23 protein-coding genes are annotated in these 24,826 nt (G+C 72.1%); 14 read left to right on the top strand and 9 right to left on the bottom strand.

The features are described from left to right. Positions 1-41 precede the first annotated feature (41 nt). The 3 genes from FV227_RS08420 to FV227_RS08410 all read right to left on the bottom strand — a co-directional run bounded on the left by FV227_RS08420 (position 42) and on the right by FV227_RS08410 (position 3,393). A complete protein-coding gene (locus FV227_RS08420; protein WP_147858722.1) occupies positions 42-806 on the bottom strand; it encodes an HpcH/HpaI aldolase/citrate lyase family protein in 765 nt (254 codons plus the stop codon). Positions 807-1,018: 212 nt separating this feature from the next. Beyond that, on the bottom strand, positions 1,019-2,380 hold the full coding sequence (gene gudD / locus FV227_RS08415; RefSeq protein WP_147729410.1) for a glucarate dehydratase: 1,362 nt from the start codon (positions 2,378-2,380) through the stop codon (positions 1,019-1,021). A gap of 122 nt (positions 2,381-2,502) precedes the next feature. Then, complete coding sequence (locus FV227_RS08410; protein ID WP_147858721.1) at positions 2,503-3,393, bottom strand: LysR substrate-binding domain-containing protein; 891 nt, start codon at positions 3,391-3,393, stop codon at positions 2,503-2,505. Between the two features lie 297 nt (positions 3,394-3,690). Between FV227_RS08410 and FV227_RS08405 the strand changes: the two genes are divergently transcribed. After that, entirely contained in the window at positions 3,691-3,927 is a 237-nt protein-coding gene (locus tag FV227_RS08405) for a hypothetical protein (protein WP_147729292.1), read from the top strand. Beyond that, positions 3,924-4,136 (top strand): hypothetical protein, encoded by a 213-nt coding sequence (locus tag FV227_RS08400; RefSeq protein ID WP_147729291.1) that lies wholly within the window; start codon positions 3,924-3,926, stop codon positions 4,134-4,136. The genes FV227_RS08405 and FV227_RS08400 overlap by 4 nt, the downstream gene beginning before the upstream one ends. 108 nt (positions 4,137-4,244) lie before the next feature. Here the strand turns inward: FV227_RS08400 and FV227_RS08395 are convergent, their stop codons facing one another. Continuing rightward, positions 4,245-5,570 carry an MFS transporter gene (locus FV227_RS08395; RefSeq protein ID WP_147729290.1) on the bottom strand — a complete coding sequence of 442 codons (1,326 nt, stop codon included), beginning with the start codon at positions 5,568-5,570 and terminating at the stop codon, positions 4,245-4,247. Positions 5,571-5,796: 226 nt separating this feature from the next. Between FV227_RS08395 and FV227_RS08390 the strand changes: the two genes are divergently transcribed. Further along, positions 5,797-6,252 (top strand): GNAT family N-acetyltransferase, encoded by a 456-nt coding sequence (locus FV227_RS08390; RefSeq protein WP_147858720.1) that lies wholly within the window; start codon positions 5,797-5,799, stop codon positions 6,250-6,252. A 21-nt stretch (positions 6,253-6,273) separates the two neighbouring features. Here the strand turns inward: FV227_RS08390 and FV227_RS08385 are convergent, their stop codons facing one another. Further along, the gene (locus FV227_RS08385; protein ID WP_147858719.1) at positions 6,274-6,546 is read right to left on the bottom strand and encodes a hypothetical protein; all 273 of its coding nucleotides are present in this window, start codon (positions 6,544-6,546) and stop codon (positions 6,274-6,276) included. A 57-nt stretch (positions 6,547-6,603) separates the two neighbouring features. Between FV227_RS08385 and FV227_RS08380 the strand changes: the two genes are divergently transcribed. The 3 genes from FV227_RS08380 (at position 6,604) to FV227_RS08370 (ending at position 9,986) form a co-directional block, all read left to right on the top strand. After that, positions 6,604-7,155, top strand: coding sequence for a hypothetical protein (locus FV227_RS08380; protein ID WP_243939006.1), 552 nt, complete (start codon positions 6,604-6,606; stop codon positions 7,153-7,155). 270 nt (positions 7,156-7,425) lie between these two features. Further along, on the top strand, positions 7,426-7,794 hold the full coding sequence (locus tag FV227_RS08375; protein ID WP_246686404.1) for a DUF393 domain-containing protein: 369 nt from the start codon (positions 7,426-7,428) through the stop codon (positions 7,792-7,794). Positions 7,795-7,844: 50 nt separating this feature from the next. After that, positions 7,845-9,986: a helicase-related protein gene (locus FV227_RS08370; RefSeq protein WP_147858717.1), complete on the top strand. Its 2,142-nt coding sequence runs from the start codon at positions 7,845-7,847 to the stop codon at positions 9,984-9,986. Between the two features lie 80 nt (positions 9,987-10,066). On the opposite strand, the gene FV227_RS08365 is transcribed toward FV227_RS08370, so the two are convergent. The 3 genes from FV227_RS08365 to rsgA form a co-directional block, all read right to left on the bottom strand. Then, a complete protein-coding gene (locus tag FV227_RS08365; protein WP_147858716.1) occupies positions 10,067-11,254 on the bottom strand; it encodes an MFS transporter in 1,188 nt (395 codons plus the stop codon). 252 nt (positions 11,255-11,506) lie between these two features. Then, positions 11,507-13,144: an inorganic phosphate transporter gene (locus FV227_RS08360; protein WP_147858715.1), complete on the bottom strand. Its 1,638-nt coding sequence runs from the start codon at positions 13,142-13,144 to the stop codon at positions 11,507-11,509. A 137-nt stretch (positions 13,145-13,281) separates the two neighbouring features. Beyond that, positions 13,282-14,295, bottom strand: coding sequence for a ribosome small subunit-dependent GTPase A (rsgA, locus tag FV227_RS08355; protein WP_243938970.1), 1,014 nt, complete (start codon positions 14,293-14,295; stop codon positions 13,282-13,284). Between the two features lie 300 nt (positions 14,296-14,595). Between rsgA and FV227_RS08350 the strand changes: the two genes are divergently transcribed. From FV227_RS08350 to FV227_RS30295, 8 genes are all read left to right on the top strand, one after another. Then, positions 14,596-16,581, top strand: coding sequence for a malonate decarboxylase subunit alpha (locus tag FV227_RS08350; protein ID WP_147725697.1), 1,986 nt, complete (start codon positions 14,596-14,598; stop codon positions 16,579-16,581). Positions 16,582-16,749: 168 nt separating this feature from the next. Then, on the top strand, positions 16,750-17,034 hold the full coding sequence (locus FV227_RS08345) for a hypothetical protein (protein WP_147858714.1): 285 nt from the start codon (positions 16,750-16,752) through the stop codon (positions 17,032-17,034). 435 nt (positions 17,035-17,469) lie between these two features. Further along, on the top strand, positions 17,470-18,348 hold the full coding sequence (locus FV227_RS08340; RefSeq protein ID WP_147725695.1) for an STAS domain-containing protein: 879 nt from the start codon (positions 17,470-17,472) through the stop codon (positions 18,346-18,348). Between the two features lie 4 nt (positions 18,349-18,352). Then, entirely contained in the window at positions 18,353-18,754 is a 402-nt protein-coding gene (locus FV227_RS08335) for an STAS domain-containing protein (protein ID WP_147725694.1), read from the top strand. Beyond that, positions 18,735-19,154 (top strand): anti-sigma regulatory factor, encoded by a 420-nt coding sequence (locus FV227_RS08330; RefSeq protein WP_147725693.1) that lies wholly within the window; start codon positions 18,735-18,737, stop codon positions 19,152-19,154. The genes FV227_RS08335 and FV227_RS08330 overlap by 20 nt, the downstream gene beginning before the upstream one ends. A gap of 2 nt (positions 19,155-19,156) precedes the next feature. Continuing rightward, entirely contained in the window at positions 19,157-20,152 is a 996-nt protein-coding gene (locus FV227_RS08325; RefSeq protein ID WP_147725692.1) for an ATP-binding protein, read from the top strand. Further along, positions 20,149-22,062, top strand: coding sequence for an ATP-binding protein (locus tag FV227_RS08320; protein ID WP_147725691.1), 1,914 nt, complete (start codon positions 20,149-20,151; stop codon positions 22,060-22,062). The genes FV227_RS08325 and FV227_RS08320 overlap by 4 nt, the downstream gene beginning before the upstream one ends. Continuing rightward, on the top strand, positions 22,062-22,187 hold the full coding sequence (locus tag FV227_RS30295) for a hypothetical protein (RefSeq protein WP_281406260.1): 126 nt from the start codon (positions 22,062-22,064) through the stop codon (positions 22,185-22,187). The genes FV227_RS08320 and FV227_RS30295 overlap by 1 nt, the downstream gene beginning before the upstream one ends. Positions 22,188-22,262: 75 nt before the next feature. Here FV227_RS30295 and gyrB read toward each other — a convergent pair whose 3' ends face one another. After that, positions 22,263-24,740, bottom strand: coding sequence for a DNA topoisomerase (ATP-hydrolyzing) subunit B (gyrB, locus tag FV227_RS08315; protein ID WP_187274726.1), 2,478 nt, complete (start codon positions 24,738-24,740; stop codon positions 22,263-22,265). Positions 24,741-24,826: the final 86 nt, after the last annotated feature.

Raw genomic sequence — 24,826 nt, 5'->3', positions numbered from 1 at the left:
GCATCCGCCCTCCCCCGCGGAGGGGGAGGGTCGATCCTGGCTCAGCCCCTGAAGCGGGCGGCGAGCGCCTCGGACTGCCGCGCGAGCAGGCCCATGTCGGAGCCGACCGCGGTGAAGCGGGTGCCGGCGGCGATGTAGCGGTGGGCCAGTTCCTCGTTGGCGGTGAGGATGCCGGCGTGCTTCCCGGCCTTCCCGATGCGGGCCACGGTCTCCTCGATGATCGCCACCACGTCCGGATGGTTCTGCTGCCCGAGGTAGCCGAGGCTGGTCGAGAGGTCGCCGGGGCCGACGAAGACGCCGTCGACGCCCTCCACGCCGGCGATCTCGTCGAGGTTGTCGAGCGCCCGCCGCGACTCGATCTGCACGGCCACGAAGATCTCGGCCTCGCAGCGGGCGTGGTAGTCGAGGATGCGGCCGAAGCGGGCGGCGCGCGGCGCCTGCGAGAAGCCGCGCACGCCGCGCGGGGCGTAGCGGGTCGCGGCCACCGCGCGGCGGGCCTGGTCGGCGTCGTCGATGTTGGGGATCATCAGCGACTGCACCCCGGTGTCGAGGATGCGCTTGATGGTGATCGCCTCGTCGCTCGGCACCCGCACCATGGCGTGGGCCGGGCTCTCCATCATCGCCTGGACCTGACTGTAGACGTCCCGCAGGTCGTTGGCCGAATGCTCCATGTCGAGGAGCAGCCAGTCGAAGCCGGAGCCGGCCACGACCTCGGTGGAGATCGGGCTGGCGAGGCTGCACCACAGGCCGATCTGCTGCCGGCCCTGGCCGAGCGCCGCCTTGAAGCGGTTGGAGAGGATGTCCATCGGATGTGCTCCTTCGTGGAATCGATCTGAGAGGTCGAGCGTCGTCCGGATCACGCGCCTCCCTCTCCCCTCTGCGGGAGAGGGTGGCCCGCGAAGCGGGTCGGGAGAGGGGAGCGCCGGTGCCGGATACGGCGCTCCCCTCTCCCGACCCCTGCCGACGCAGGGGCCACCCTCCCCCGCAGAGGGGGAGGGATCTGAAGCGTCCGTCGCCCTCAGCGCACGAGGCACGGGCGCTTGTTGTCGAAGGTCCAGTTCGGGACGAGGAACTGCATCGCCGCCGCGTCGTCGCGGGCGCCGAGGCCGTGGTCCAGATAGAGCGCGTGCGCCGCCTCGACCTCGGCCATGTCGATCTCGATGCCCAGCCCCGGACGATCCGGCACCCGCACGAGCCCGCCGCGGATCGCCAGCGGCTCCTTGGTCAGGCGCTGGCCGTCCTGCCAGATCCAGTGCGTGTCGATCGCCGTCACCTTGCCCGGGGCGGCGGCCGCGACGTGGGTGAACATCGCCAGCGACACGTCGAAGTGGTTGTTCGAGTGCGAGCCCCAGGTCAGCCCGTGGTCGCGGCAGAGCTGCGCCACCCGCACCGAGCCGGCCAGCGTCCAGAAATGCGGGTCGGCCAGCGGGATGTCGACGCTGCCGAGCTGGATCGCGTGGTTCATCTGGCGCCAGTCGGTGGCGATCATGTTGGTGGCGGTGGGCAGGCCCGTGGCGCGGCGGAACTCGGCCATGATCTCGCGGCCCGAGAACCCGTCCTCGGCCCCGCACGGATCCTCGGCGTAGGCGAGCACGTCGCCGCGGCCCTTGCACAGGCGGATCGCCTCGGCGAGCGACCACGCGCCGTTCGGGTCGAGGGTGACGCGGGCTTCCGGGAAGCGCTCGTGGATCGCGGTGACGGCGGCGATCTCGTCCTCGCCGGCGAGCACGCCGCCCTTCAGCTTGAAGTCGTTGAAGCCGTAGGCCGCATGCGCGGCCTCGGCCAGGCGTGCGACGGCGTCGGGCGTCAGGGCCTCCTCGTCGCGCAGCCGCATCCAGCCGTCGCGGGCGGTCGGCTCGCGATAGGGCAGATCGGTGCGGCGGCGGTCGCCGACGTAGAACAGGTAGCCCAGCATCTCGACGGCGTCGCGCTGCTGGCCCTCGCCCAGCAGGGCCGCCACCGGCACGTCGAGGAACTGGCCGAGCAGGTCGAGGAAGGCGGATTCCACCGCCGTCACCGCGTGGATCGTGACGCGCAGGTCGAAGGTCTGGAGGCCGCGCCCGCCGGAATCGCGGTCGGCGAAGCGCGCGCGCATCGCGTTGAGCACCGCCTGCCAGGCGCCGAGCGGGCGCCCGACGATCAGGTCGCGGGCCTCCTCCAGCACGCCGCGGATGCGCTCGCCGCCGGGCACCTCGCCGAGGCCCGTCGCGCCGGTGGAATCTTCGAGGATCACCAGGTTGCGGGTGAAGAACGGGCCGTGCGCGCCGCTGAGGTTGAGCAGCATGCTGTCGCGGCCGGCGACCGGCACGACCCGCATTGCGGTGACGGTGGGGGAGCGCGAAAATCCGCGCGACGGGGCATCGACGGCGTCGGCCTGCATGCGTGCCTCCCGGGGCGTTGACGGGACCGGCGTCTGGCGCGCCGTCTGCCGCACGTTCTCGCAAGGATGCCGATGCGGGTCCAAGCCAAAGGCTGGATCGATCGATGCGCGACAGGCATCGATCATCCCGGCGGCAGCGCTGCCAGGATCGCGATCAGGCGCGCGATCAGCGGGTCGTCGCCGTCGCGGCGCCAGGCGAGGTGCAGCTCGGCCGGGCGCGGCGCGGGCAGGTCGAGGGGGCGGAACGCGACGCCCTCGAAGCGCAGACGCTCGGCCGCCGCCGGCACCAGGGCGACCCCGAGGCCGGCACGCACCAGTGCCAGGATCGAGTGGATCTGCGTCAGCTGCTGCAGGATGCGCGGCTGGATGCCGGCCTCGGCGAACAGGCCGCGGACGAGGTCGTGGAAGTAGTGCGCCTCGTTCGGCGCGTAGGCGATGAACGGTTCGCCGTCGAGGTCCGCCAGCGTCAGGCCCGCGTGCGCCGCCAGGCGATTGCCGGCGGGCACGGCGACCACCATCGGCTCGGCCAGCGCCCGCACGGAGGCGAGGTCGGGATGGGTGACCGGCGGGCGCACCAGCGCCGCGTCGATGCGCCCGGCCAGCAGTTCCTCGACCTGATCCTTGGTCACCATCTCGCGCAGCGCGAGCGTCACGTCCGGCAGCGCGGCCCGGGCGGCGATGACGAGGCGGGGCAGGAAGTCGTAGGCCGAAGCCGCCGTGAACCCGAGCTTGAGCACCCCGGCCCTTCCGGCCGCGACCTGGCGGGTGACGTGGGTCGCGGTCTCGGCGAGCCGCAGGATGCGCTGCGCCTCGGGCAGGAAGCTGCGCCCGGCCGCGGTCAGGCGCACCGAGCGGCTGGTGCGGTCGAGGAGCTGCACGTCGAGGATGCGCTCCAGGACCTGGATCTGCCGCGAGAGCGGCGGCTGGGTCATGTTCAGCCGGGCGGCGGCCCGGCCGAAATGCAGCTCCTCGGCGACGGCCGCGAAGCACCGGAGCTGGCTGAAGTCGAACATGCGCGATCCTGGAAAGGCGACCCGGGTTGCGACGTGCCTGGATTGATCGCATCCCGATGCCGGTCGCGGCGAGACGGATGATGGCAGCAAAGCTTCGATCGGTCTCGTCGGCCTGCCTCGCGATGCGCTTGAACGCCTTCGGCTTGCGGAAGACGGTCTCGATCGGGTGGCGTCGCTTCGGCGAGGTGGGTCGTCACGGGCACGTTCGACTTCGCCGTCGTTGACGTTCGTCCGATCGTCCCTCATATTGCGGACATGTTCGCGGGAGTTCCCCGGCTAAATTGCAGGACGACCCCGATGGCCGGCACATCCGCTCCGAACAGCCTCGACATCGCCGAGCAGGTCGCTCGCGTCCTCCGGTCGAACGCCGAGACCCAGAAATTCATTGAGGAACAGGCTAAGCTGCGCGCCGAGGCCGACAAGCTGACGCGCGAGCGAGCCTTGGCACCCTGGCAGATCGCCCTGTCCGGCATGGCCGCGGGTGCTGCGCTGTTCGGCGCGGGCGCCGCCTTCATCAAGGTGTTGGGCGGGTGACTGCCAGCCGCCTCCGCGACGTGCTCGCCCGGCTGCGCTGGTCGCAACGGGGCTTCGCTCAGGCCCTGGCCTGCGATGACCGCCTGGTGCGCCGTTGGGCCTCCGGCGACGCCGCGATCCCACCCGACGTCGCAGGCTGGCTCGAAGCGCTGGCCGAGGCGCATGCCCGCCATCCCGTGCCCGAGGGGTGGCGGCGGCGGTCCGCTTGAGCCGGTTGCGCGGACGTGTTCTGCGGGTCCGCGCAACCTGCGACCGGTCTGGAAGCCGGGCCGGAGACGTGTCGCCTTTGAAGCGTTGCCTTGCCGGCGCGAGCCCGCTCAGCGCAGCTCCACCCGCCGGATCTCGCCGACGACGACGAGGTAGCAGAACACGGCGACGAGCGCGTTCAGCCCGACGAACACCAGCGCGCCGTTGAACGACCCCGTCTGCTGCACGATGTAGCCGATCGCGATCGGGGTGGTGATGCCGGCGGTGTTGCCGAAGGTGTTGAACAGCCCCCCCGAGAGGCCGCCGCCCTGGCGCGGCGAGGTGTCGGAGACGACCGCCCAGCCGAGCGCCCCGACGCCCTTGCCGAAGAAGGCGAGCGCCATCAGCCCGACCACGAGCGCGTCGGTCTGGACGTAGTTGCAGCCGACGATGACCATCGACAGCAGCATCCCGCCGACGATCGGGATCTTCCGCGATGCGGTCAGCGACCAGCCGCGCTTGAGCAGCCGGTCCGAGATCCAGCCGCCCAGGATGCCGCCGACGAAGCCGCAGAGCGCCGGCAGCACCGCGGCGAAGCCCGCCTGCAGGATCGACAGGCCGCGCTCCTTCACGAGGTAGACCGGGAACCAGGTCAGGAAGAAGTACGTCAGCGTGGTGATGCAGTACTGCCCGACGTAGATCCCGAGCAGCATGCGGTTGGCGAGCAGCTGCCGGATCGTGCGGCCGGCGTCGACCTGGGCCACGCCCGCGTCGCGGCCGTCCATGTCGAGGAGGGCGCCGCCCGCCTCGATGTAGTCGCGCTCCCCCTGGTTGATCGCGGGGTGCTCCTTCGGCCCGTAGATCACCTGGGTCCACAGCAGCGCGAAGGCGATGCCGAGCGCGCCCATCAGGGTGAAAACGTGGTGCCAGCCGTAATGGTGGACGACGAAGCCCATCAGCGGCGTGAACAGCACGGTGGCGAAGTACTGCGAGGCATTGAAGAAGGCCGAGGCGGTGCCGCGCTCGGCGGTGGGGAACCACGCCGCGGTGATCCGGGCGTTGGCCGGAAACACCGGCGCCTCGGCGAGGCCGACGAGCAGGCGCAGGCCGAACAGCACCGCCACCGCGGTGAAGCCGGTGAAGAAGCCGACCGCCCCCTGCATCAGCGTGAAGGCCGACCACAGGAAGATCGCGCCGGCATAGACCCACTTCGCGCCGTAGCGGTCGAGCAGCCAGCCGCCGGGCAGCTGCGCCAGGACGTAGGACCAGGCGAAGGCGGAGAAGACGTAGCCCATCGCCACCGCATCGAGGCCCAGGTCCTTGGCCAGCGACGGGCCGGCGATGGAGAGCGTCGCGCGGTCGGCGTAGTTGATGGTGGTGGCGATGAAGAGCATCGTCACGATGAGGAGCCGCACGCGGCTGCGCTTCACCGCGGTCATGGCGAGACCCGCGCTCATACGACCTTCTCCCTGAAGGCGGACCGCCCGGCCGGTGCCGCAGCGGACAGCGGCCGTTCTCTGAAGGCCCCTCGACGGGGCCCCGGCGGCCGCTTGCGATCTCAGGTTAGGAGCGTCCCCGGCGCGGCGTCCAACTCAAAGGCTGGATGGATCGATGCGGCGCGCGCATCGATCGGCGGCGGGAAAGCGACGGGATGACGATGGTCGGGATGAGCGGGGGTGGGGCTTGAGCGCTCGGTACGGGCTGGAGATTCGGGCGGCCAGCGCCGCCGACGCGCCGGGGCTCGCCGCGCTGATCGGCTCGGGCGGCCCGGCGATCGCGGTCCGCGACCTCGCCGAGCGGATCGAGGCCCTGCGCGGCCGCGACGGCGCGGCCCTCGTCGCGGTCGAGTGGGGGCCGCCGGGCGGCCTCGTCGTGCTGCACTGGTACCGCACCCTCGTCGCCGAGCCGACCGCGCAGATCACGACGCTCCTCGTCGCGCCCGACGACCGCCGGCGCGGGCTCGGGCGCCTGCTGCTCAAGGCGGCGGCGCAGGCCGCGCGCACCGCCGGATGCGACGGGCTGGAGATGGTGCTGCCGCCGGACCGGCCGGACCTCGAAGCCTTCTGCGCCGCCACCGGCTTCGTCGCGGCCGGCACCCGCCTGACGCGGCCCCTGCGCAAGCGAAGCGCCGAGCGCTGAGGTCGATGCCGCGTGTCGCGGTCAGTGCAACGTCGCGCCGGGGTCCGGGTCGATCTCGACCGCCTCGGCGAAGGGGAATTCCAGCACGATCTCGCCCGCGGCATCGGTGACGACGAGGTGGGCCGTCATCAGCCGGGCCTGGTCCCGCGCCTCACGCGCTTGGCCGGCGCGCAGCGCCGCCAGGATGGTGTCGCGGGCGGCCTCCCAGGCGGCGTCGGCATCGGGCAGGTCGGCGCCGTCCGGGTCCGTCACCCAGTCGTCGCCGATCCGTGTGTTGAAGAAGTAGCGCGGCACGGTACAGGCTCCTGCAGCATCGGGCTTCACGCACGCGAAGCGGGATCGGAGCAAGACATGGTGAAGCCCAGCCGCGCTGCAACGCCGGACGAGGCCGGCCGGCCCGCGAGGCCGTCGCTGCGGGCGGCGCGGCGGGCTTTTCTGACAGCGGCCCTCGGCCTCGCCTCGCTCGCGGGCGCCCAGGCGCAGCCGGCGGACCTCTCCGACGCGCGGGCGATGGCGCTGGTGCGCGGGCACCGCACGCAGGGCTTCGTCACCGTCGGCCAGAGCCTCGCCTATGCCGAGCGGGCCCGGCCAGACAGCTTTCGGCTGGCGCCCGCCCGGGTCGAGCGACGCGCGGGCGAGCCGTTCACCCGCGTCCGCATCTGCTACTGGCTCCGCCCTGCCGGGCGCCCGGCCGAGCCGGATTGCGGGATCGACTACCTCGTCACCGACGGGCCGCCCCATGTCGAGGTCGCCGAGGCCTTCGGCGGCCTCGGCCGCGAGCTGGAAGCCGGCCGCGAGCGCTTCGTGCGCGCCCTCGACCGGGAGCTCGATCTCCGGCGCGATCCGGCCGCCAAGGCGCTCGGGGATGCGCTCGCGCCCTACGATCCCTACGACCGCCGATAGGGCTGCGGCTGCGGCTGAGCTTGCCGATGGGGGTTCGGATCGCACGGCGTCGAACGTCTTCGAATGGGTCGTGGCCAGCGCCGCGCGGCTCCCTCTGGGGGAAGGGACTCCCGCTTCGACCCGGCCCCTTGGAGGGATCTGCGACGCCGGTCGCTAATGAGGCGCGAGGGCTTTGCGGCCCGGGCGTGCGACCGGCCCAGCGGCGTCCGGCCGCGCTGCCGCGTGGGCCCTGCCCCCCTATCTCCCGGGGGTCGCCAAGAGGACCATCCCGTGCCCGACGAGACGCTGACCGTCTACTACGACGGAGCCTGCCCGCTCTGCCGGGCGGAGATCGGGCATTATCGCCGCTGCCGCGGGGCCGAGCGCATCGCCTTCGTCGACGTGGCGCCGGACGGCGCTCCCCTCGGGCCGGACCTCGACCGTGCGGCGGCCCGCGCCCGCTTCCATGTCCGCGACGCCGACGGCCGGCTCCGGTCGGGGGCGGCGGGCTTCGCCCGGCTGTGGAGCGCGCTGCCGCGCTGGCGCTGGCTCGCGCGGATCGCGCGGCTCCCGGTCGTGCTGCCGCTCGCCGAGATCGCCTATCGCGGGTTCCTGCCGCTCCGCCCCCGCATCGCCCGCTGGCTCGTCCGCAACCGTTGAGAACCTGCCGGCGTGCTTGATCCGGCGCGTCGCGGCCGAGAAGGTAGGGCATGACTCGCAAGCGCATCCACCCGACGACCGACATCCTGGCCGACGCCCTGCACCGGCTCGGGATCGCGGCGGCCGCGATCGACCGCGAGGCCCTGCGCGTCCGGATGGGCCTGCCCGAGCAGGACGGCTTCGTGGAGGATTCCGCCGTCGCCGCGGCGCTCCGCGACGGGACGGCGCGCCAGGCCTTCTCGCAGACCGGCGTCGCGGCCTTGCGGCTCGCCCTGCCGGCGCTCCGGGCCGAGCCGGGGCGGGACGGCGCCCTCGCCTGGCGGCTCCGGGTCGGCCTGCCGCTCCTCGACGACGGCCGCCTCGACCTGCGCCTCGACGCGCCGCCGGGCGAGGCGGCGGCCGAGATCCTGGAGGAGATGGCGCTCGGCAACGATCCGGCCTGGCGCCTCGACGACCTGCGCCGGGCGCTGGCCGAGACGTCGGCGGCCTCGGCGCGCACGCTCCACCGCACGGTCGCGCGCCTGCGCGACCAGATCCGGGACGACCTCCACGAGATCGGGGCGGACGCGCCGACCTACATCGCCCATCTCGACCGGTCGCTGCGCGCTCGCGTCTTCACGCCCGCGCCGAACCTCGCTCACGCGATCCTCGACACCCTGAAGACGGTGCGGACGCGGGCGAAGGTGGTGGCGCGCGAGGAATCCGGCCGTCGCCGCCTGCGCGACCGGGTCGGGTTCGGCTCCTACATCGACAAGTTCGTGCCCGCCCGCCGGCTGAACCGGCGCATCGTCTTCCACATGGGCCCGACCAATTCCGGCAAGACCTACACGGCGCTGGAAGTGCTGGCAAAGGCGCCGACCGGGACCTACCTCGCGCCCTTGCGCCTGCTCGCGCTGGAGAACTACGAGGCCCTGCTCGAGCGGGGCCTGCGCGCCGGCATGGTCACCGGCGAGGAGATTCTGGGGGAGCCGGACCCGAGCCACACCGCGCGCACCATCGAGACCGCGGACCTGCGCCGCCCGGTCGAGGTCGCGGTGATCGACGAGATCCAGATGCTGTCCGACCCCGATCGCGGCTGGGCCTGGACTAACGCGCTGTTCGGGATCCCGGCGAAGACCGTGATCGTCTGCGGCTCGGACGACGCGCTCTCGCATGTCCGCCGCGCGGCGGAGGCCGCGGGCGAATCGCTCGACGTCGTGACCTTCGTGCGCAAGACCCCGCTGGTGGCGCTCGACGAGCCCGTGCCCCTCGAATCCGTGCAGCCGGGGGATGCCGTCGTCGCCTTCTCGCGGCGGGCCGTGCACGAGAACCGCGAGGCGCTGGTGGCGGCCGGGCGCAGCGTCGCCACCATCTACGGCGCGCTCTCGCCGGAGGTGCGCCGGGCGGAAGCGGCACGGTTCCGCGACGCCGAGGCCGAGGTGCTGGTCACCACCGACGCGATCGGCATGGGCCTGAACCTCGGACCGCTCAAGCGGGTGATCTTCTCGGCGGTCACCAAGTGGGACGGCACGGCGACCCGCCCGCTCACCAACCCCGAGATCCGCCAGATCGCCGGCCGGGCCGGGCGCTTCGGCTATCAGGACGAGGGCCACGTCTCGGCCACCGACGACGTGAGCCTCGGCCCGATCCGCGATGCGCTGGCCGGCGCGCCGACGGCGCCCGCCGCCGACACCCGGTTCTACGTCCGGCCGGACCTGATCGCGATCGAGGCGGCGGCGGCCGAACTCGGCACCGACTCGCTCGCCGAGGTGCTGACGCATTTTTCCCGCGCGACGTTCTACGAGGGGTCCCCGTTCCAGCCCTCCGCGATGGAGGAGGCGCTGGAGGCGGCGCGCGCGGTCGACACGGCGCACCTGCCGATCCGCGAGGCCTTCGCCTTCGCGGTCTGCCCGATCGACCGGCGCGACCCGGCCTCGACCGCGGTGCTCGACCGCTGGGTCCAGGCCCGCGCGGCCGGCGCCGCCGTCCCGGCTCTGAGGGCCAACGTCGGCGGCGAGCTCGAGTACCTCGAACGCACGGTCAAGCTCGCCGCCGCCTACCTCTGGCTGGCCCGGCGCTTCCCCGACACGTTCGACGAGGCGGAGGCGACCAAGCTGCTGCGCGGCCGCGCCAACGCCGCCATCGAGCAGGCCCTGCGCGAGACGGCCTCGCGCACCGTGGCGGCACGGGCGCGGCCGCGCGTGCCGGCGTGACGTGGCGCTCTTTCCCTCCCCCGCAGAGGGGGAGGGAAGGCGCGCGTGGGCGTCGAAACCGAGCGGATTCGCGAAGAGACCTACTCTGCGCCCTGCCCCGCCGGCCTTGCCAGCAGCACGGCGGTCGCGATCCCGACGGCGAGGATCGTGACGGCGCAGGCGGCGAGCGCCGCGAGCTGGCCGATGCCCTGGAGCGCGACGCCGAGCACGGCGACGCCGAGCGCCTGCCCGCAGAAGAACGAGAAGGCGTGGAGCGCCACCGCCGAGGCGCGGGCGGTCGGGGCGACCTCGGTCACCTGCACCTGAAACGTGTTGTGCAGCATGTAGAAGCCGAGCCCCATCGCGACGAGGGCGGCCGCGTCGAGCTGCCAGCGCCCCGCGAGGCCGATCATGGTCAGGGCACCGGCGCAGACGAGGCCGCCGCCGACCAGCATCCGCTGCATCCCGAGGAACCGGACCAGCAGGCCGACGAGGGCGGAGTAGATCAGCCCGCCGACGGCGAAGCCGGCGAGCGCCAGCCCGGCCTCGCGCGGGCCGCCCTCGCCGCGCGCCTCGATCAGCGGCGCGAGGTGCGGGAAGATGCCGAACACCGCGATCGCCTCGACGAACACCGCCGCGAACAGCACCCGCGCGCGCGGGTTGGCCACGATCGCGCGATAGCGCGTCAGCGCCAGCCCGAATTCCGGCCGTCGCGCCGGGAGGCGGCTGCTCCGGTCGAACCCGAGCAGGGTCGCGGCGCAGCCGAGCACGGCGACCGCGGCGTTGATCGCGAACACGCCGTGCCAGCCGACCTGCCCCTCGATCAGCCCGGCGAAGGTCGAGCCCGAGAGCTGCCCGAGGATCACCGCGACGAGGAAGCGGCCGATCGCCACCTGGCGGCGCTCCATCGGCACCCGGTCGCCCATCAGGGCGAGCGCCAGCGGGATCACCCCGCCGGCCGCGGCGCCCGCCACCATCCGCAGGCCGAAGAGCAGGCGCAGGTCTTCGGCGAAGGCGCAGCCGACCAGCGCCGCCACCAGCACCGCGAGGCACGCGGTGATGACCCGCTCCTTGCCGACCGCGTCGCCCACCGGCCCGAGGATCGGCTGGATCAGCGCGTAGGGCAGCGCGAAGGCGGTCGAGAGCAGCGCCACGGTGTGGGCGTCGCTGCGCAGGTCGCGCGCCAGCACGCCGACCAGCGGCTCGACCGAGCGCCACGCGAAGGTGCTGGAGAAGCCCGCGGCCGCGAGCACCAGGATCAGGCGAGCGATCGAGGAGGTGGAAGGCATGCTGGGCCGCGGCTCGCGAACGCCCGGCCGAGGAGGCCGGATCGGTCCCGGCCTAGCCGACATCGACCGGGTTTGCAGCCCCGCCGAGGCCGTGGAGCCGGCCGTCGGCATGCAAGGCGCCGCCCCTGAAACCCGACCGCGCGCGCCCTCGCCCGGCCGGGCGCACGATCCGGTCAGACGCGTCCGGGTGATCGCCGCGGGCGATCCCGGGGCGACGAGCGGGACATGCGCAGGCTTTGAAAGGCGTTGGCCTCAGAAGACGTGGCGGAGGATGAAGAACAGGACGCCCGCCAGGGTGATCGCCGCCGGCAGGGTCAACACCCAAGCCAGCGCCATGTTGCGCACCGTCGACATCTGCAGCCCGGAGCCGTTGGCCGCCATGGTGCCGGCGACGCCCGAGGACAGGATGTGGGTGGTCGAGACGGGCAGGCCGTAGACCTCGGCCAGCCCGATCGTGCCGGCGGCGACGAGCTCGGCCGAGGCGCCCTGCGCGTAGGTCAGGTGGGTCTTGCCGATCCTCTCGCCGACCGTGACCACGATCCGCTTCCAGCCGACCATGGTGCCCAGGCCCAGCGCCAGCGCGACGCAGACCTTCACCCAGGTCGGGATGTAGCGCGTGCCGTCGTTGAGCAGGCCGGTATAGGCCTTCAGCGTGCCGGCCTCGGCCTCCGAGAAGCTGGCGCCGTTCTTCGGCAGCAGCCGGATCGCGTCGGCGGCGAGGTACATGTCGTTGCGCAGGTTCGAGGTCTGCGCCGCCGGCACCTGCTTGATCGCACCGTAGTTCCGCACGTTGGCGGCGATGTCGGTGGAGAGGGCCGCGAGCGCGCCGTAGACCGCCGGCTGGTTCAGGTCCTTGGTCTTGAGCGCGTCCGAGACCTGCTTGCGGGCGGCCGCCGCGTCGGGCTGGGCCGTCGTCCCGGCGTGGCTCGCGAACACCGCGCTGGCGCTCTGCGAGGTCTGGATGAAGGCCGGCGTCGTGTCGTCGGCCATGGTGCGGTTCAGGGCGTAGGCGGTGGGCGCCGCGCCGATCAGGATCAGCATGATGAGGCCCATGCCCTTCTGGCCGTCGTTGCCGCCGTGGAAGAACGAGACCAGCGTGCAGGTCAGGATCAGCAGCGAACGGATCCAGAGCGGGGGCGGCGTGTCGCCCTCGGGCGCCTCGTAGAGGTCCTTGCGCCGCACGGTGAGCTTGAGCGCCAGCAGCAGGAGGGCCGCCGCGACGAAGCCAATGAGCGGGCTGAACAGCAGCGCCTTGAACACGCCGAGCGCCTGGGCCCAGTCGACGCCCGAGGTCGCGGAGCCTTCCGGCGCCATCAGCTGGTTGGCCAGCCCGACGCCGATCACCGAGCCGATCAGCGCGTGCGACGAGGAGTTCGGCAGGCCGAAGGCCCAGGTGCCGAGGTTCCAGACGATCGCGGCGATGAGCAGCGCGAAGATCATCGCGTAGCCGGCGCCCGACCCGACCTGCAGGATCAGCTCCACCGGCAGCAGCGTGACGATGGCGTAGGCCACCGCGCCCGAGGACAGCATCACGCCGAGGAAATTGAAGGCGCCGGACCAGATCACCGCCACGAGCGGCGGCATCGAGTGGGTGTAGATCACGGTCGCCACCGCGTTGGCGGTGTCGTGGAAGCCGTTCACGAACTCGAAGGCCAGCGCGATCAGCAGGGCGAGGCCGAGGAGCACGAAGGCGCCGATCGCCAGCGGCGTCTGGCCGACCGCGTTCATGTCGGTGATCAGGCTGACGCCGGCGTAGACCAGGCCCGCCACCAGGATCAGCAGGAACGCGACGATCCCGCCCGGATGCAGGCCGCGATCGAGCGTCGGACCCGGGCGCCGCCTCGGTTCGGCGCCCGACAGGTGCGGTGTCAGGCGGGCAGAATCGGACATGACGGATCTCGACGGCGATCGGACTTCGAACGCCTTCGGATAGGTCGCGTGCGTGACGGTCCGGTGACGGCGCGCGAAAGGACAGTCGATCCGCGCCGGACGACCCGGTCAAGAGCCGGCGAATACCGGTCGAGCGCTCAGTGCCTGCGCGGGCGCCGCGGCGCCGTGGCCGGGGTCTTGTCGCGATTCTCCGCGACGAGCTTGCGCCAGCGGTCCAGGCGGTCGGGGTCGAGGGTTCCGTCGGCGATGGCGGCCTGCACCGCGCAGCCCGGCTCGTGCGCGTGGGTGCAGTCGCGGAACCGGCAGTCGGGCGCGCGCTCGGTGATCTCGGCGAACAGCGTGTCGATCCCCTCCGCGGCGTCGCTGACGTGGAGCGTGCGCATCCCCGGCGTGTCGATCACCCAGCCGCCCCCGGCCATCGCGTGCAGCGAGCGGCCCGTCGTGGTGTGGCGCCCCTTGGCGTCGTGCTCCCGGATCGCGCCGGTCTCCTGCGGCGCGTCCTGGCCGGGCCCGGCCAGGGTGTTGACGAGCGTCGACTTGCCGACGCCGGACGAGCCGACCAGCGCGACGGTCTGCCCGGGCCCGCACCAGGGCGCCAGCGCCGCCGCGGCGTCCGGGCGGCGCGGGTTGACGCCGACCACCGACAGCCCGCGCTGGAGGGCGGCGGCCTGCCGGCGGTAGGCCTCGACGTCGTCGGTCAGGTCGGCCTTGGTCAGCAGGATCACCGGGTCGGTGCCGCCCTGGTTGGCCAGGGCGAGGTAGCGCTCCAGGCGGGCCGGGTTGAAGTCGGCGTTGCACGAGGTGACGACGAACAGGGTGTCGACGTTGGCGGCCGCGGCCTGCGGGACCTTGCCGCCCTCGGTGCGCCTCTGCAGCACGGTCCTCCGCGACAATCGGCGGTGCAGGGTCAGCGTCCGCGGATCGGCCAGGACCCAGTCGCCGACGGTGACGTCGCCGGTGCTGGCGTGGACCGGCAGGATCAGCTCGACGGGGCCGGCCGCCGACAGCGCCGTCAGCCGGGAGCGGTGGACCAGGGCGATCCGCATCGGCGCGAAGCCGGCATCGGCGGCCTCGCACTGGTCCTCGAAGAAGCCGGACCAGCCGAGGCTGGCTGCTTCTGCGGCGCGGAGGGCGTGGGGATCATCGGTCACGGCTTCAGCCCATGACACGGCGCCGGCCGGCTGACCAGTGAGCCGCGCGCGTGCGGAAGCGCCGCGGGATGCCGAAGGCGCAGGATCTGAATTCAATATTCTGCGCGTGGAAGAACGAGTTAATTTCAACGTCGCGACAAATAATGTTCGTTTGCAGGGCAGCCTTGGCTTGCCCTAACCTCCCCCCGAGCGGTCCCGCGCAGCCATGCCGTCGCGGTCCGTCAAGAATAGAGCCTGAGCCAACAGGTGCCGCAAGGCAGTGGCCGCAAGACCGGAACGGTCGTCGGCAGGGAGAGTCGCGTGAAGAAGAACAAGATCGTCAGCGCCGACGAGGCGATCGCCCTCATCCGCACCGACGACGTCGTCACGACGACGGGCTTCGTGCAGAGCTGCATCCCCGAGGCGCTGCACGCGGCCCTGGAGAAGCGCTTCGTCGAGACCGGCGCGCCCGGCAACCTCACCCTGATCATGACCGCCGGCGCCGGCGACAGCAAAGGCCTCGGCACCGGGCGCCTCCACCACGAGGGCCTGCTCGGGCGGGTGATCGCGGCGAACTTCGGGCGGATGCCCAAGGTGGCGCAGGCCGCGCAGGACAACCGCATCCGCGGCTACAACCTGCCGCAAGGGGTGATCTCGCAGCTCTACCGGGCCTGCGCCGCCGGCCAGCCCGGCCTGTTCTCGAAGGTCGGCCTCCACACCTACGTCGACCCGCGCCACGGCGGCGGCCGCGTGAACACCCTGACGACCGACGAGATCGTCAAGGTCGTGGAGGTCGAGGGCGAGGAGTGGCTGTTCTACCGGGCCACCAAGATCGACGTCGCCTTCATCCGCGCCACCAGCGCCGACCCGTCGGGCAACCTCTGCGTCTCCAAGGAGGCGCTGACGCTGGACAACCTCGCCCAGGCGATGGCCGCCCGCAACAACGGCGGCATCGTCATCGCGCAGGTCGAGCGCATCGTCGAGCAGGGCTCGATCAAGCCCAAGGACGTGCGCGTGCCGGGCATCCTGGTCGATTGCGTCGTGGTGGCGCCGCCCGAGCAGCACCGCATGAACTACGGCGTGCAGCACGACGCGGCGCTCGCCGGCGAGATCCGCGTGCCGGTCACCGGCCTGAAGCGGATGACGCTCGACGCGCGCAAGATCATCGCCCGCCGCGCCGCATTCGAGCTGCCGCCGAACGGCGTGGTCAACCTCGGCGTCGGCGCGCCCGAAGGCATCTCCTCGATCGCCAACGAGGAGAAGGTCACCCCCTACATCACCCTGACGACAGAAGCCGGCGCCGTGGGCGGCGTGCTCGCCTCCGGCTCGAGCTTCGGCGCGGCCACCAACGCCGACTCGATCATCGACCAGAACCAGATGTTCGACTTCTACGACGGCGGCGGCCTCGACATGACCTGCCTCGGCATGGCCGAGTGCGACGGCGCCGGCAACGTCAACACCAGCCGCTTCGGCGGGCGGCTCAACGGCTGCGGCGGCTTCATCAACATTTCGCAGAACGCGCGCAAGGTGGTGTTCGCCGGCACCTTCACCTCCGGCGGCCTCGTCACCGAGATCGACGAGGGACGCCTGCGGATCGTGCAGGAGGGCCGCTCGCGCAAGTTCGTCGGATCCGTCGAGCAGAACACCTTCAGCGGGCCGTTCGCGCAGGAGCGGCGGCAGCCGGTGCTCTACGTGACGGAACGCTGCGTCTTCAACCTGACCCAGGCCGGGCTGGAGCTGATCGAGGTGGCGCCGGGCATCGACATCGGCCGCGACATCCTCGCCCACATGGACTTCACGCCGGTGATCGAGAACCCGATCCCGATGGACCCGCGCATCTTCCGCGACGAGCCAATGGAGTTGCTCGCCGACCTCCTGAACCTCAACCTGCCCGACCGGGTGAGCTACGACCCGGCGCGCAACCTGCTGTTCGTCAACCTCGAAGGCTGGCAAGTCCGCTCGAAGGGCGACATCGACGCGCTGCGTCAGGTGCTCGAGACCGCCTGCCTGAAGGCCGGGCAGCGGGTGAACTCGGTGGTCAACCACGACGGGTTCCGCATCGGCGAGAACCTCTACGACGACTACGCCGAGATGATCGAGTACCTGTCGAAGTACCACTACCTCACGACGACGCGCTACGCGACGAGCGCCTTCCTGCGCCTGAAGATGCAGGAGGCCCTGAGCCGCCGCGGCCTCGCCCCGCACGTCTTCGAGCGCCGCTCGGAGGCGCACGCCTTCCTCGAAGCCGCCGAGCGCGAGGCCGCGCAGGCCGAGGTCGGCGAGCGCCCGCTCCGCGCGGCCGAGTGATCGGAGGTCCGGCCGGACGCCGGGACGCGAGCGTCGGCGCCCGGATCCTGCGCGTCTCGGCCAAGTCGGGTCTAGCCTGAAGGCTCGGCTCATCAAGATGGCGCAAGCATCGATCGGACGCATGCCTGTCATCGAACCCGTGACGGGAACTCCGGGCGACGAGCACGCTTGGCTAAGTCTGATGTCGGGGGCTGCCGCGACGCCGGATCGAATCCGTCGATCGGGCAGGGTCGCCGGGACGCAGCCCTGCCCGACGCCGAAAGCGAGACGACCGTGCCCTTCTTCGAGAGTCGTTGGCTCTACGCCTCGCCCGTGAACGCGACCGAGCGGCATCTCGGCCGCACGTTGCGCGCGATGTACGAGGCCTTGCCGACGCCGCCGCCCTCCGAGCAGCTCTGCACGCTGTTGCGGAAGCTCGACGACGCCGTCGCGGCGGCCGATCCGACGCCCTGACGGGTCGGAGGCCGCCCTCGACCGGCGGGCCGCGCAGCGCGCCGTCGGTCTCCGCTTCGTCCGAGGCGTCACCGGGTTCCACGGGCAAGCCGCCGTCCGCCCGGACGCTGGCGCCCGACCATGAGAGCCGTCTCCTCCACGCCGGCCGGACGTCGTCGCCGACGCGATTTCTCCGGCTCTGCCAAGCGCTTGGCCAAGAGCTTGGCCAAGTTCTTCAAAGTCACGCAGCACCTCAAATCCGGGCGGCGCCTCGCCGCATCCGTCTCGCGGCGCGCGAGGACGGTCCGGGCCGATGATGGTTCCGGGCGTGGGAAATCTTTCTTTTCACTGATCCGAATGCAAGCATTGTCGCGAGAGAGACCGGACTTGGCGGCGATGCAGCCTATCGAAACGGTCACGACCCAGGTAGATGCTGGATCACGACAGGGGGAAGACATGACGCGTATCGATGGCGCCGAGGTCCTGAAGCGGACGCTCGCGGACGACGAGGCCGCCATCCTCGATGCCTGGACCCTGTCCCTCCGGGAGGGGACATCCCTGCAGAGCGGCCGCATCCGCGAGGCCGAGCTCCAGACCCAGGCCAGGGCGGTCTATCGCCAGCTTCGGGACGCTTTCGCCGCGGGCGGGCTCGACGCCGACGCGGAGGGCTTCGCCCAGCTCCGCGACACCCTCGCCGACATCTCGCGCTCGCGGGCGATCCAGGGCTTCACGCCGACCGACACGGCCAACTTCGTGTATTCCCTCAAGCCGCCGGTCTTCGAGGCCCTCGAGAAGGCCCACGCGACGGACGCGGCGACGCTGGCGGCGGGGACCCGGGCCGCGAGCAGGGTGCTCGATCGGCTCGGCCTGCACACCATGGAGGTGTTCCTGGCCAGCCGCGAGGAGGTGATCGGGCGCCAGGGGCAGGAGATCGCCGAGCTCTCGACCCCGGTGGTCCGGCTCTGGGACGGCATCCTCGCGCTGCCGCTCATCGGCACCCTCGACAGCGCCCGGACCGGCGTCGTGATGGAGAACCTGCTCCAGGCGATCGTCGACGAGGAGGCCGAGATCGCCATCATCGACATCACCGGCGTGCCGACCGTCGACACCCTGGTGGCGCAGCACCTGCTGAAGACCGTCGCGGCGGCGCGGCTGATGGGCGCCGACTGCATCGTCTCCGGCATCCGGCCCCAGATCGCCCAGACCATGGTCCATCTCGGCGTCGAGCTGAACGTCGTCTCGAAGGCGACCCTGGCCGACGCCTTCGCCGTCGCCCTGAGGCGGACCGGCCGCAAGGTGGTGCGCCAGCAGGCCTCCATCGAGGGACGCGGCTGACGCCATGGACCGCATTCCGATCCTCAAGCTGGGTGGCGCCCTCATCGTCACCATCCAGGTCGACATGCACGACCGCCTCGCTCTCGCGCTGGAGGAGGACCTCACCGCGATGATCGCGCGCACCGGCGCACGCGGCGTCCTGCTCGAGATCTCGGCGCTGGAGATCGTCGATTCCTTCATCGGGCGCATGCTGGTGAGCATCGCCGCCGTCTCGCGCGTCCTCGACGCGGAGACGGTCGTGGCCGGCATGCGGCCGGCTGTCGCCATCACCCTGGTCGAACTCGGGCTGGAGCTGACCGGCATCAAGACCGCCCTCAACGTCGAGCGCGGCATGGCGCTGATCCAGGCGCGGCTCGCCGAGGAGGAGGACGGCTGCGGGGGCGACCGTGAAGGCCACGAAGGCTGAGCCCCCGAAGGCCGAGACCCTCGCGATCCGCTCGGGCGACGACGTCGTGCGGGTGCGCCAGCGGGTCCGCGCGCTCGCCGTCGAGATCGGCCTCGGGCTCGTCGACCAGACCAAGATCGTCACCGCCGCGAGCGAGCTCGCGCGCAACACCCTCGACTACGGCGGGGGCGGCCACGTCCACGCGGAGATTGTCCAGGCCGGGACGCGCCGGGGCCTGCGCCTGACCTTCGAGGATCAGGGCCCCGGCATTGCCGACATCGATCAGGCGATGACCGACCACTACACTTCCGGCGGCGGGCTCGGCCTCGGTCTCGGCGGCGCCAAGCGGCTCTCGAACGAGTTCCACATCGCGTCGACCCCCGGAGCCGGCACCCGCGTGACGATCGCGCGGTGGAAGTGAGCATGCACCGGATCACCGTGACGGAAGCGAGCCAGGTGGCCGAGGCGCGGCGGCGCGCCGTCGCCGTGGCGCAGGGCATCGGCTTTGACGAGACCGCGGCCGGACGCGTGGCCCTGGTCGTCACCGAGCTCGCCACCAACGTCGTCAAGTACGGCGTGCCGGGCGAGGTCCTGGTGGGCACCTACGAGGACGGGACCGGCTCGGGGGTCGAGATCCTCGCCCTCGACAAGGGCAACGGTTTCCAGGATCTCGGCCTCGCCCTGCGCGACGGCCATTCCACCGGCGGCAGCGCCGGCGAGGGGCTCGGCGCGGTGCGTCGCCTCTCCGACGCCTTCGACATCGTCTCCCGGCCCGGCCTCGGCACCTCGGTGCTGGCGCGCCTGTCGATCGACAAGACGCGCACCCCGGACGGCGTGCCCGGCTTCGGCGCGGTGACGGTGCCGCTGAAGGGCGAGACCGCCAACGGCGACGCCTACGCCGTGCGCGAGCGCGACGACGGCTGGACCGCCATCGTGTCGGACGGCCTCGGCCACGGGCCGGAGGCCGCCAAGGCGTCCGAGGAGGCCCTCAAGCTGTTCCGGCGCCATCGCGACGAGCCGCCCGCGGCGATCCTCGCCGCCATCCACGCGGGCCTCTCCCACACCCGCGGCGGCGCGATCTCCGTCGCGCGCTACGCCCGGGATCGCGCCACCCTCGCGCTGGCCGGCATCGGCAACGTCGCCGGGGCGGTGGTCTCCGGCGCGGCGATGAAGCGGACGGTCAGCCTGGCCGGGACGGCCGGCCACGCGGCCCGGCGGATCCAGGAGTTCGAGTACCCGATGCATGCGCGGGACCTGTTCGTGCTCTGCTCCGACGGCATCGCGACGGGCTGGTCCCTCGACGCCCATCCGGGCCTCGCCGGCGCCCACCCGACCCTCGTGGCCGGGGTCATCCTGCGCGACTTCGCCCGCGCCCGCGACGACGCCACCGTGCTGGTCGTGCGGGGGGACCCGGCATGAGGTGGCCGCTGCTCTCGAGCCTGGTCGAGCACGAGGACGACATCATCGCGGTGCGCCAGCGGGTGCGCGGGCTGGCCGAGCGCCTCGGCTTCGGCGTCCAGGACCAGACCCGGATCGCCACGGCCCTGTCCGAGATCGCGCGCAACGCCTACGGCTACGCCGGCGGCGGGCGGGTCGAGTACGGCCTCGACGCGGTGGAGGGCGGCCAGATCCTGCTGATCCGCGTCCGCGACGCGGGGCCCGGCATCCTGCATCTCGATGCCATCCTGGAGGGGCGCTACCGCTCGACCACCGGGCTCGGCATCGGCATCACCGGATCGCGCCGGCTGATGAACCGCTTCGAGATCGAATCCGTCGTCGACCACGGCACGATGGTGACGTTCGGGATGCGGCTGCCGTTCGGCTCCGAGACCTTCACGGGGCGCCGGCTGACCATTCTGGCCGACGACGTCGCCCGGGCCCGGACGGACGAGCCGGCGACCGCCATGCGCGAGCAGAACCGCGAGCTCCTGCGCAGCCTCGCCGAGCTCGCCGAACGCGAGGAGGAAGCCCAGCGCCTGAACCGGGAGCTGTCCGACACCAACCGGGGCGTGGTGGCGCTCCACGCGGAGCTGGAGGCGCAGGCCGCCCTCCTCCGCGAGGCGGGGGCCCTCCTCGAAAGCCAGGTGGCGGCCCGCACCGCCGAGCTAGCTGCGGCGAACGCCCGGCTCCTCGCCGAGGCGGCCGAGCGCGAGCGGATGGAGCAGGACCTCCGGCAATCGCAGAAGCTCGAGGCGGTCGGCCAGCTGACCGGCGGCGTGGCGCACGACTTCAACAACCTGCTGACCATCATCCGCTCGTCCGTCGACTTCCTGCGCCGGCCGGACCTGCCGGAGGACCGGCGCAAGCGCTACATGGACGCCGTCTCCGACACGGTCGACCGCGCCGCCAAGCTCACCGGGCAGCTCCTGGCCTTCGCGCGCCGGCAATCCCTCAAGCCGGAGGTGTTCGAGGTTGGGGCGTGCCTGAACGGCGTGGCCGAGATGCTCGACACCATCACCGGCGCGCGCATCCGCGTCCGGGTCGAGGCGTCGGACAGGCCGGCCCTGGTGCGCGCCGACCTCAACCAGTTCGAGACGGCCCTGGTGAACATCGCCGTCAACGCCCGCGACGCGATGGACGGCAGCGGGACGCTGACGATGCGGGTGGCGGCCGGGCAGGCCATGCCGACGATCCGGGGCCATGCCGGCTCGCGCGGGCCGTTCGCAGCGGTCTCGCTCGCCGACACCGGCTCGGGCATTCCCCTCGACGTGCTCGGGCGCATCTTCGAGCCGTTCTTCACCACCAAGGACATCGGGCGCGGCACGGGGCTCGGGCTCTCCCAGGTGTTCGGCTTCGCCAAGCAGTCCGGCGGCGACGTCGACGTGACGAGCGAGATCGGCCGGGGCACGACCTTCACCCTCTACCTGCCCGAGGTCTCGTCGGAAGCGGTCGAGGTCGCCGTCGCCGACCCCGACGCCGCCCTGTCGCCGGCGGGGCTGGGCCAGCGCATCCTGCTCGTGGAGGACAACCTCGAGGTCGGCGCCTTCTGCTCGCAGATCCTCGAGGACCTCGGTTACGCGCCCGAATGGGTGGTCAACGCGGAGGAGGCGCTCGCGCGCCTCGGGACGGACGGGGCCGGCTTCCGGGCCGTCTTCTCCGACGTCGTCATGCCCGGCATGGGCGGCATCGAGCTCGCCAAGGCGTTGCGCCTCCGCATCCCGGCCCTGCCGGTGGTGCTAGCCTCGGGCTACAGCCACGTGCTCGCCCGCGAGGACAGCCACGGCTTCGAGCTGCTGCACAAGCCCTACTCGGCCGCGCAGGTCGGCCGGGTCCTGCGCCGGATCATCGGCACCGCGCCTTCGGCCCCCGAACCCCCGGAGCACGGCTGATGACGCAGGATCCGACGGCGCCCGCCGCGCTGTCCGAGCGCGACCGGCTCGCCGCCCTCGCGGAGTACGGGATCCGCGACAAGCTGGACATGCGCCGGGCTCTCGGCGCGAACGGGCTGTCCTGACATCCGATACGGCGGACACCGAGGTCTGTGGGAGCGTCGTCCGGCCGTCGGCCGGACGCGTCTCGCACCGACGGATCACACGTCGAGGTTGGCCACGCTGAGCGCGTTCTCCTGGATGAACTCGCGCCGGGGCTCGACCACGTCGCCCATCAGCTTGACGAACAGGTCGTCGGCGTCGGTGGTGTCCTTGACCTTGACCTGGAGCAGCGAGCGGATGTCGCGGTCGAGCGTCGTCTCCCACAGCTGCTGCGCGGTCATCTCGCCCAGGCCCTTGTAGCGCTGGAGCTGGAGCCCCTTCCGGCCGAACGCCATCACCGCCTCGAACAGCGCGACCGGCCCGTGCAGGACCGTCGATTCGCCCTTGCGCGAGAAGGTGACCGGCTCGCCGTAGATCTCGCGGAGCGCGTCGGCGCGGTCGGCGAGGCGGCGCGCCTCCTGCGAGGCGATGAGGCCGGCATCGAGCGTCGCGACCTGGCGCACGCCGCGCAGCGTGCGCCCGAAGACGTAGCCGCCCTCCGACGCCTCGCCCTGCCAGCCCTGCTCGATGTCGTCGGCGATGGCGTCGAGGCGCCTGGCCGTCACGTCGGCCAGGACCTCGGCCTCGCCCGCGTGCTCGGCCGCCTCCGGCCGGAAGGCGCCGGCCAGCACCGCCTGCTCGACCACCGAGCGGTCGTAGCGGGTGTGCAGGCCGAGCAGGATGCCGCGGAAGGTGCGGGCCTCCTCGACCAGCGTCTTGAGCTGCGGGCCGCCGAAGGCCGCGCCCGAGGCCAGCGTCAGGGTCGCGCCCTCGACGCCCTGGTCGATCAGGTAGTCCTCGAGGGCGCGCTCGTCCTTGAGGTAGAGCGCCTTGCGCCCGCGCTCGGCTTTGTAGAGCGGCGGCTGGGCGATGTAGAGGTGGCCGCGCTCGATCAGCTCCGGCATCTGCCGGAAGAAGAAGGTCAGGAGCAGGGTGCGGATGTGCGAGCCGTCCACGTCCGCGTCGGTCATGATGATGATGCGGTGGTAGCGCAGCTTGTCCGGGTTGAAGCCCTCGCGGTCGGTCGAGGACCGCCCGATCCCGGCCCCGAGCGCGGTGATCAGCGTGCCGATCTCGGCCGAGCCGAGCATCCGGTCGGCGCGCACGCGCTCGACGTTGAGGATCTTGCCCCGCAGCGGCAGCACCGCCTGGAAGGTGCGGTCGCGGCCCTGCTTGGCCGAGCCGCCGGCCGAGTCGCCCTCGACCAGCAGGATCTCGCACTTGCTCGGGTCGCGCTCCTGGCAGTCGGCGAGCTTGCCCGGCAGCGAGGCGATGTCGAGCGCGCCCTTGCGGGTCACGGTCTCGCGCGCCTTGCGCGCGGCCTCGCGGGCCGAGGCCGCCAGGATCACCTTGCCCATCACCGACCGGGCCTGGGACGGGTTCTCCTCCAGCCAGTTCGACAGGCCCTCGTTCAGCACGTTCTCCACCGCCGGGCGCACCTCGGAGGAGACGAGCTTGTCCTTGGTCTGCGACGAGAACTTCGGGTCCGGCACCTGCACCGAGATCACCGCGGTCAGGCCCTCGCGGCAATCCTCGCCGGTGAGGGTGATCTTCTCGCGCTTGGCGATGCCCGACGATTCCGCGTAGCCGGTGATCTGGCGGGTCAGCGCGGCGCGGAACCCCGCCATGTGGGTGCCGCCGTCGCGCTGCGGGATGTTGTTGGTGAAGGGCAGCACCGTCTCGTTGAACGAGTCGTTCCACCAGAACGCCACCTCGACGCGGATGCCGTCGCGCTCCGAGCGCACCATGACGGGCTTGGACACGCCCTCGATCGGCTTGCGCGAGCGGTCGAGGTAGCGCACGAACGCCTCGATCCCGCCCTCGTAGTACAGCTCTTCGCGCCGGTGCTCGGGGTGGCGCGCGTCGGTCAGCACGATCCGGACGCCGGAATTGAGGAAGGCGAGCTCGCGCAGGCGCTTCTCCAGCGTCGCGAAGTCGAACTCGATCATCGTGAAGGTGTCGGTGGAGGGCAGGAAGCTGACCTCCGTCCCCTTCCGCCCGTTGCCGGGGCCGAGGACCTTGAGCGGGGCCACGGCGTCGCCGTGGCGGAACTCCATCGTGTGCTCCTTGTCGTTGCGCCAGATGCGCAGGCGCAGCCACTGCGACAGGGCGTTGACGACCGAGACGCCGACGCCGTGCAGGCCGCCCGAGACCTTGTAGGAATTCTGGTCGAACTTCCCGCCGGCGTGGAGCTGGGTCATGATGACCTCGGCCGCCGAGACGCCCTCCTCCTTGTGGATGTCCACCGGGATGCCGCGGCCGTTGTCCGAGACCGTGCAGGAGCCGTCGGCGTTCAGCGTCACGGTCACGAGGTCGGCATGGCCCCCCAGGGCCTCGTCGATGGCGTTGTCCACCACCTCGTAGACCATGTGGTGCAGGCCCGAGCCGTCGTCGGTGTCGCCGATATACATGCCGGGGCGCTTGCGCACGGCATCCAGGCCCTTGAGCACGCGGATCGACTCCGCGCCGTAGGCGTCGACGAATTCGGCGGGGGGCACGGCGCCCTGGGACAGGTCGTTCGGGTTCTGGTCAGACATCAAGGTCCTCGGGCAGGCGGGTCCGAGCGCGAGGGTCCGGCGCCCGCTTGGGAGCAGCCCCGCCTGCGATTCGATCAGTCCGCCTC

It is taken from the genome of Methylobacterium sp. WL119, assembly GCF_008039875.1.
Classification (GTDB): Bacteria; Pseudomonadota; Alphaproteobacteria; order Rhizobiales; family Beijerinckiaceae; genus Methylobacterium.
The sequence above is the reverse complement of the archived record's forward strand: the minus strand, read 5'-3'. Positions and strand labels throughout refer to the sequence as shown.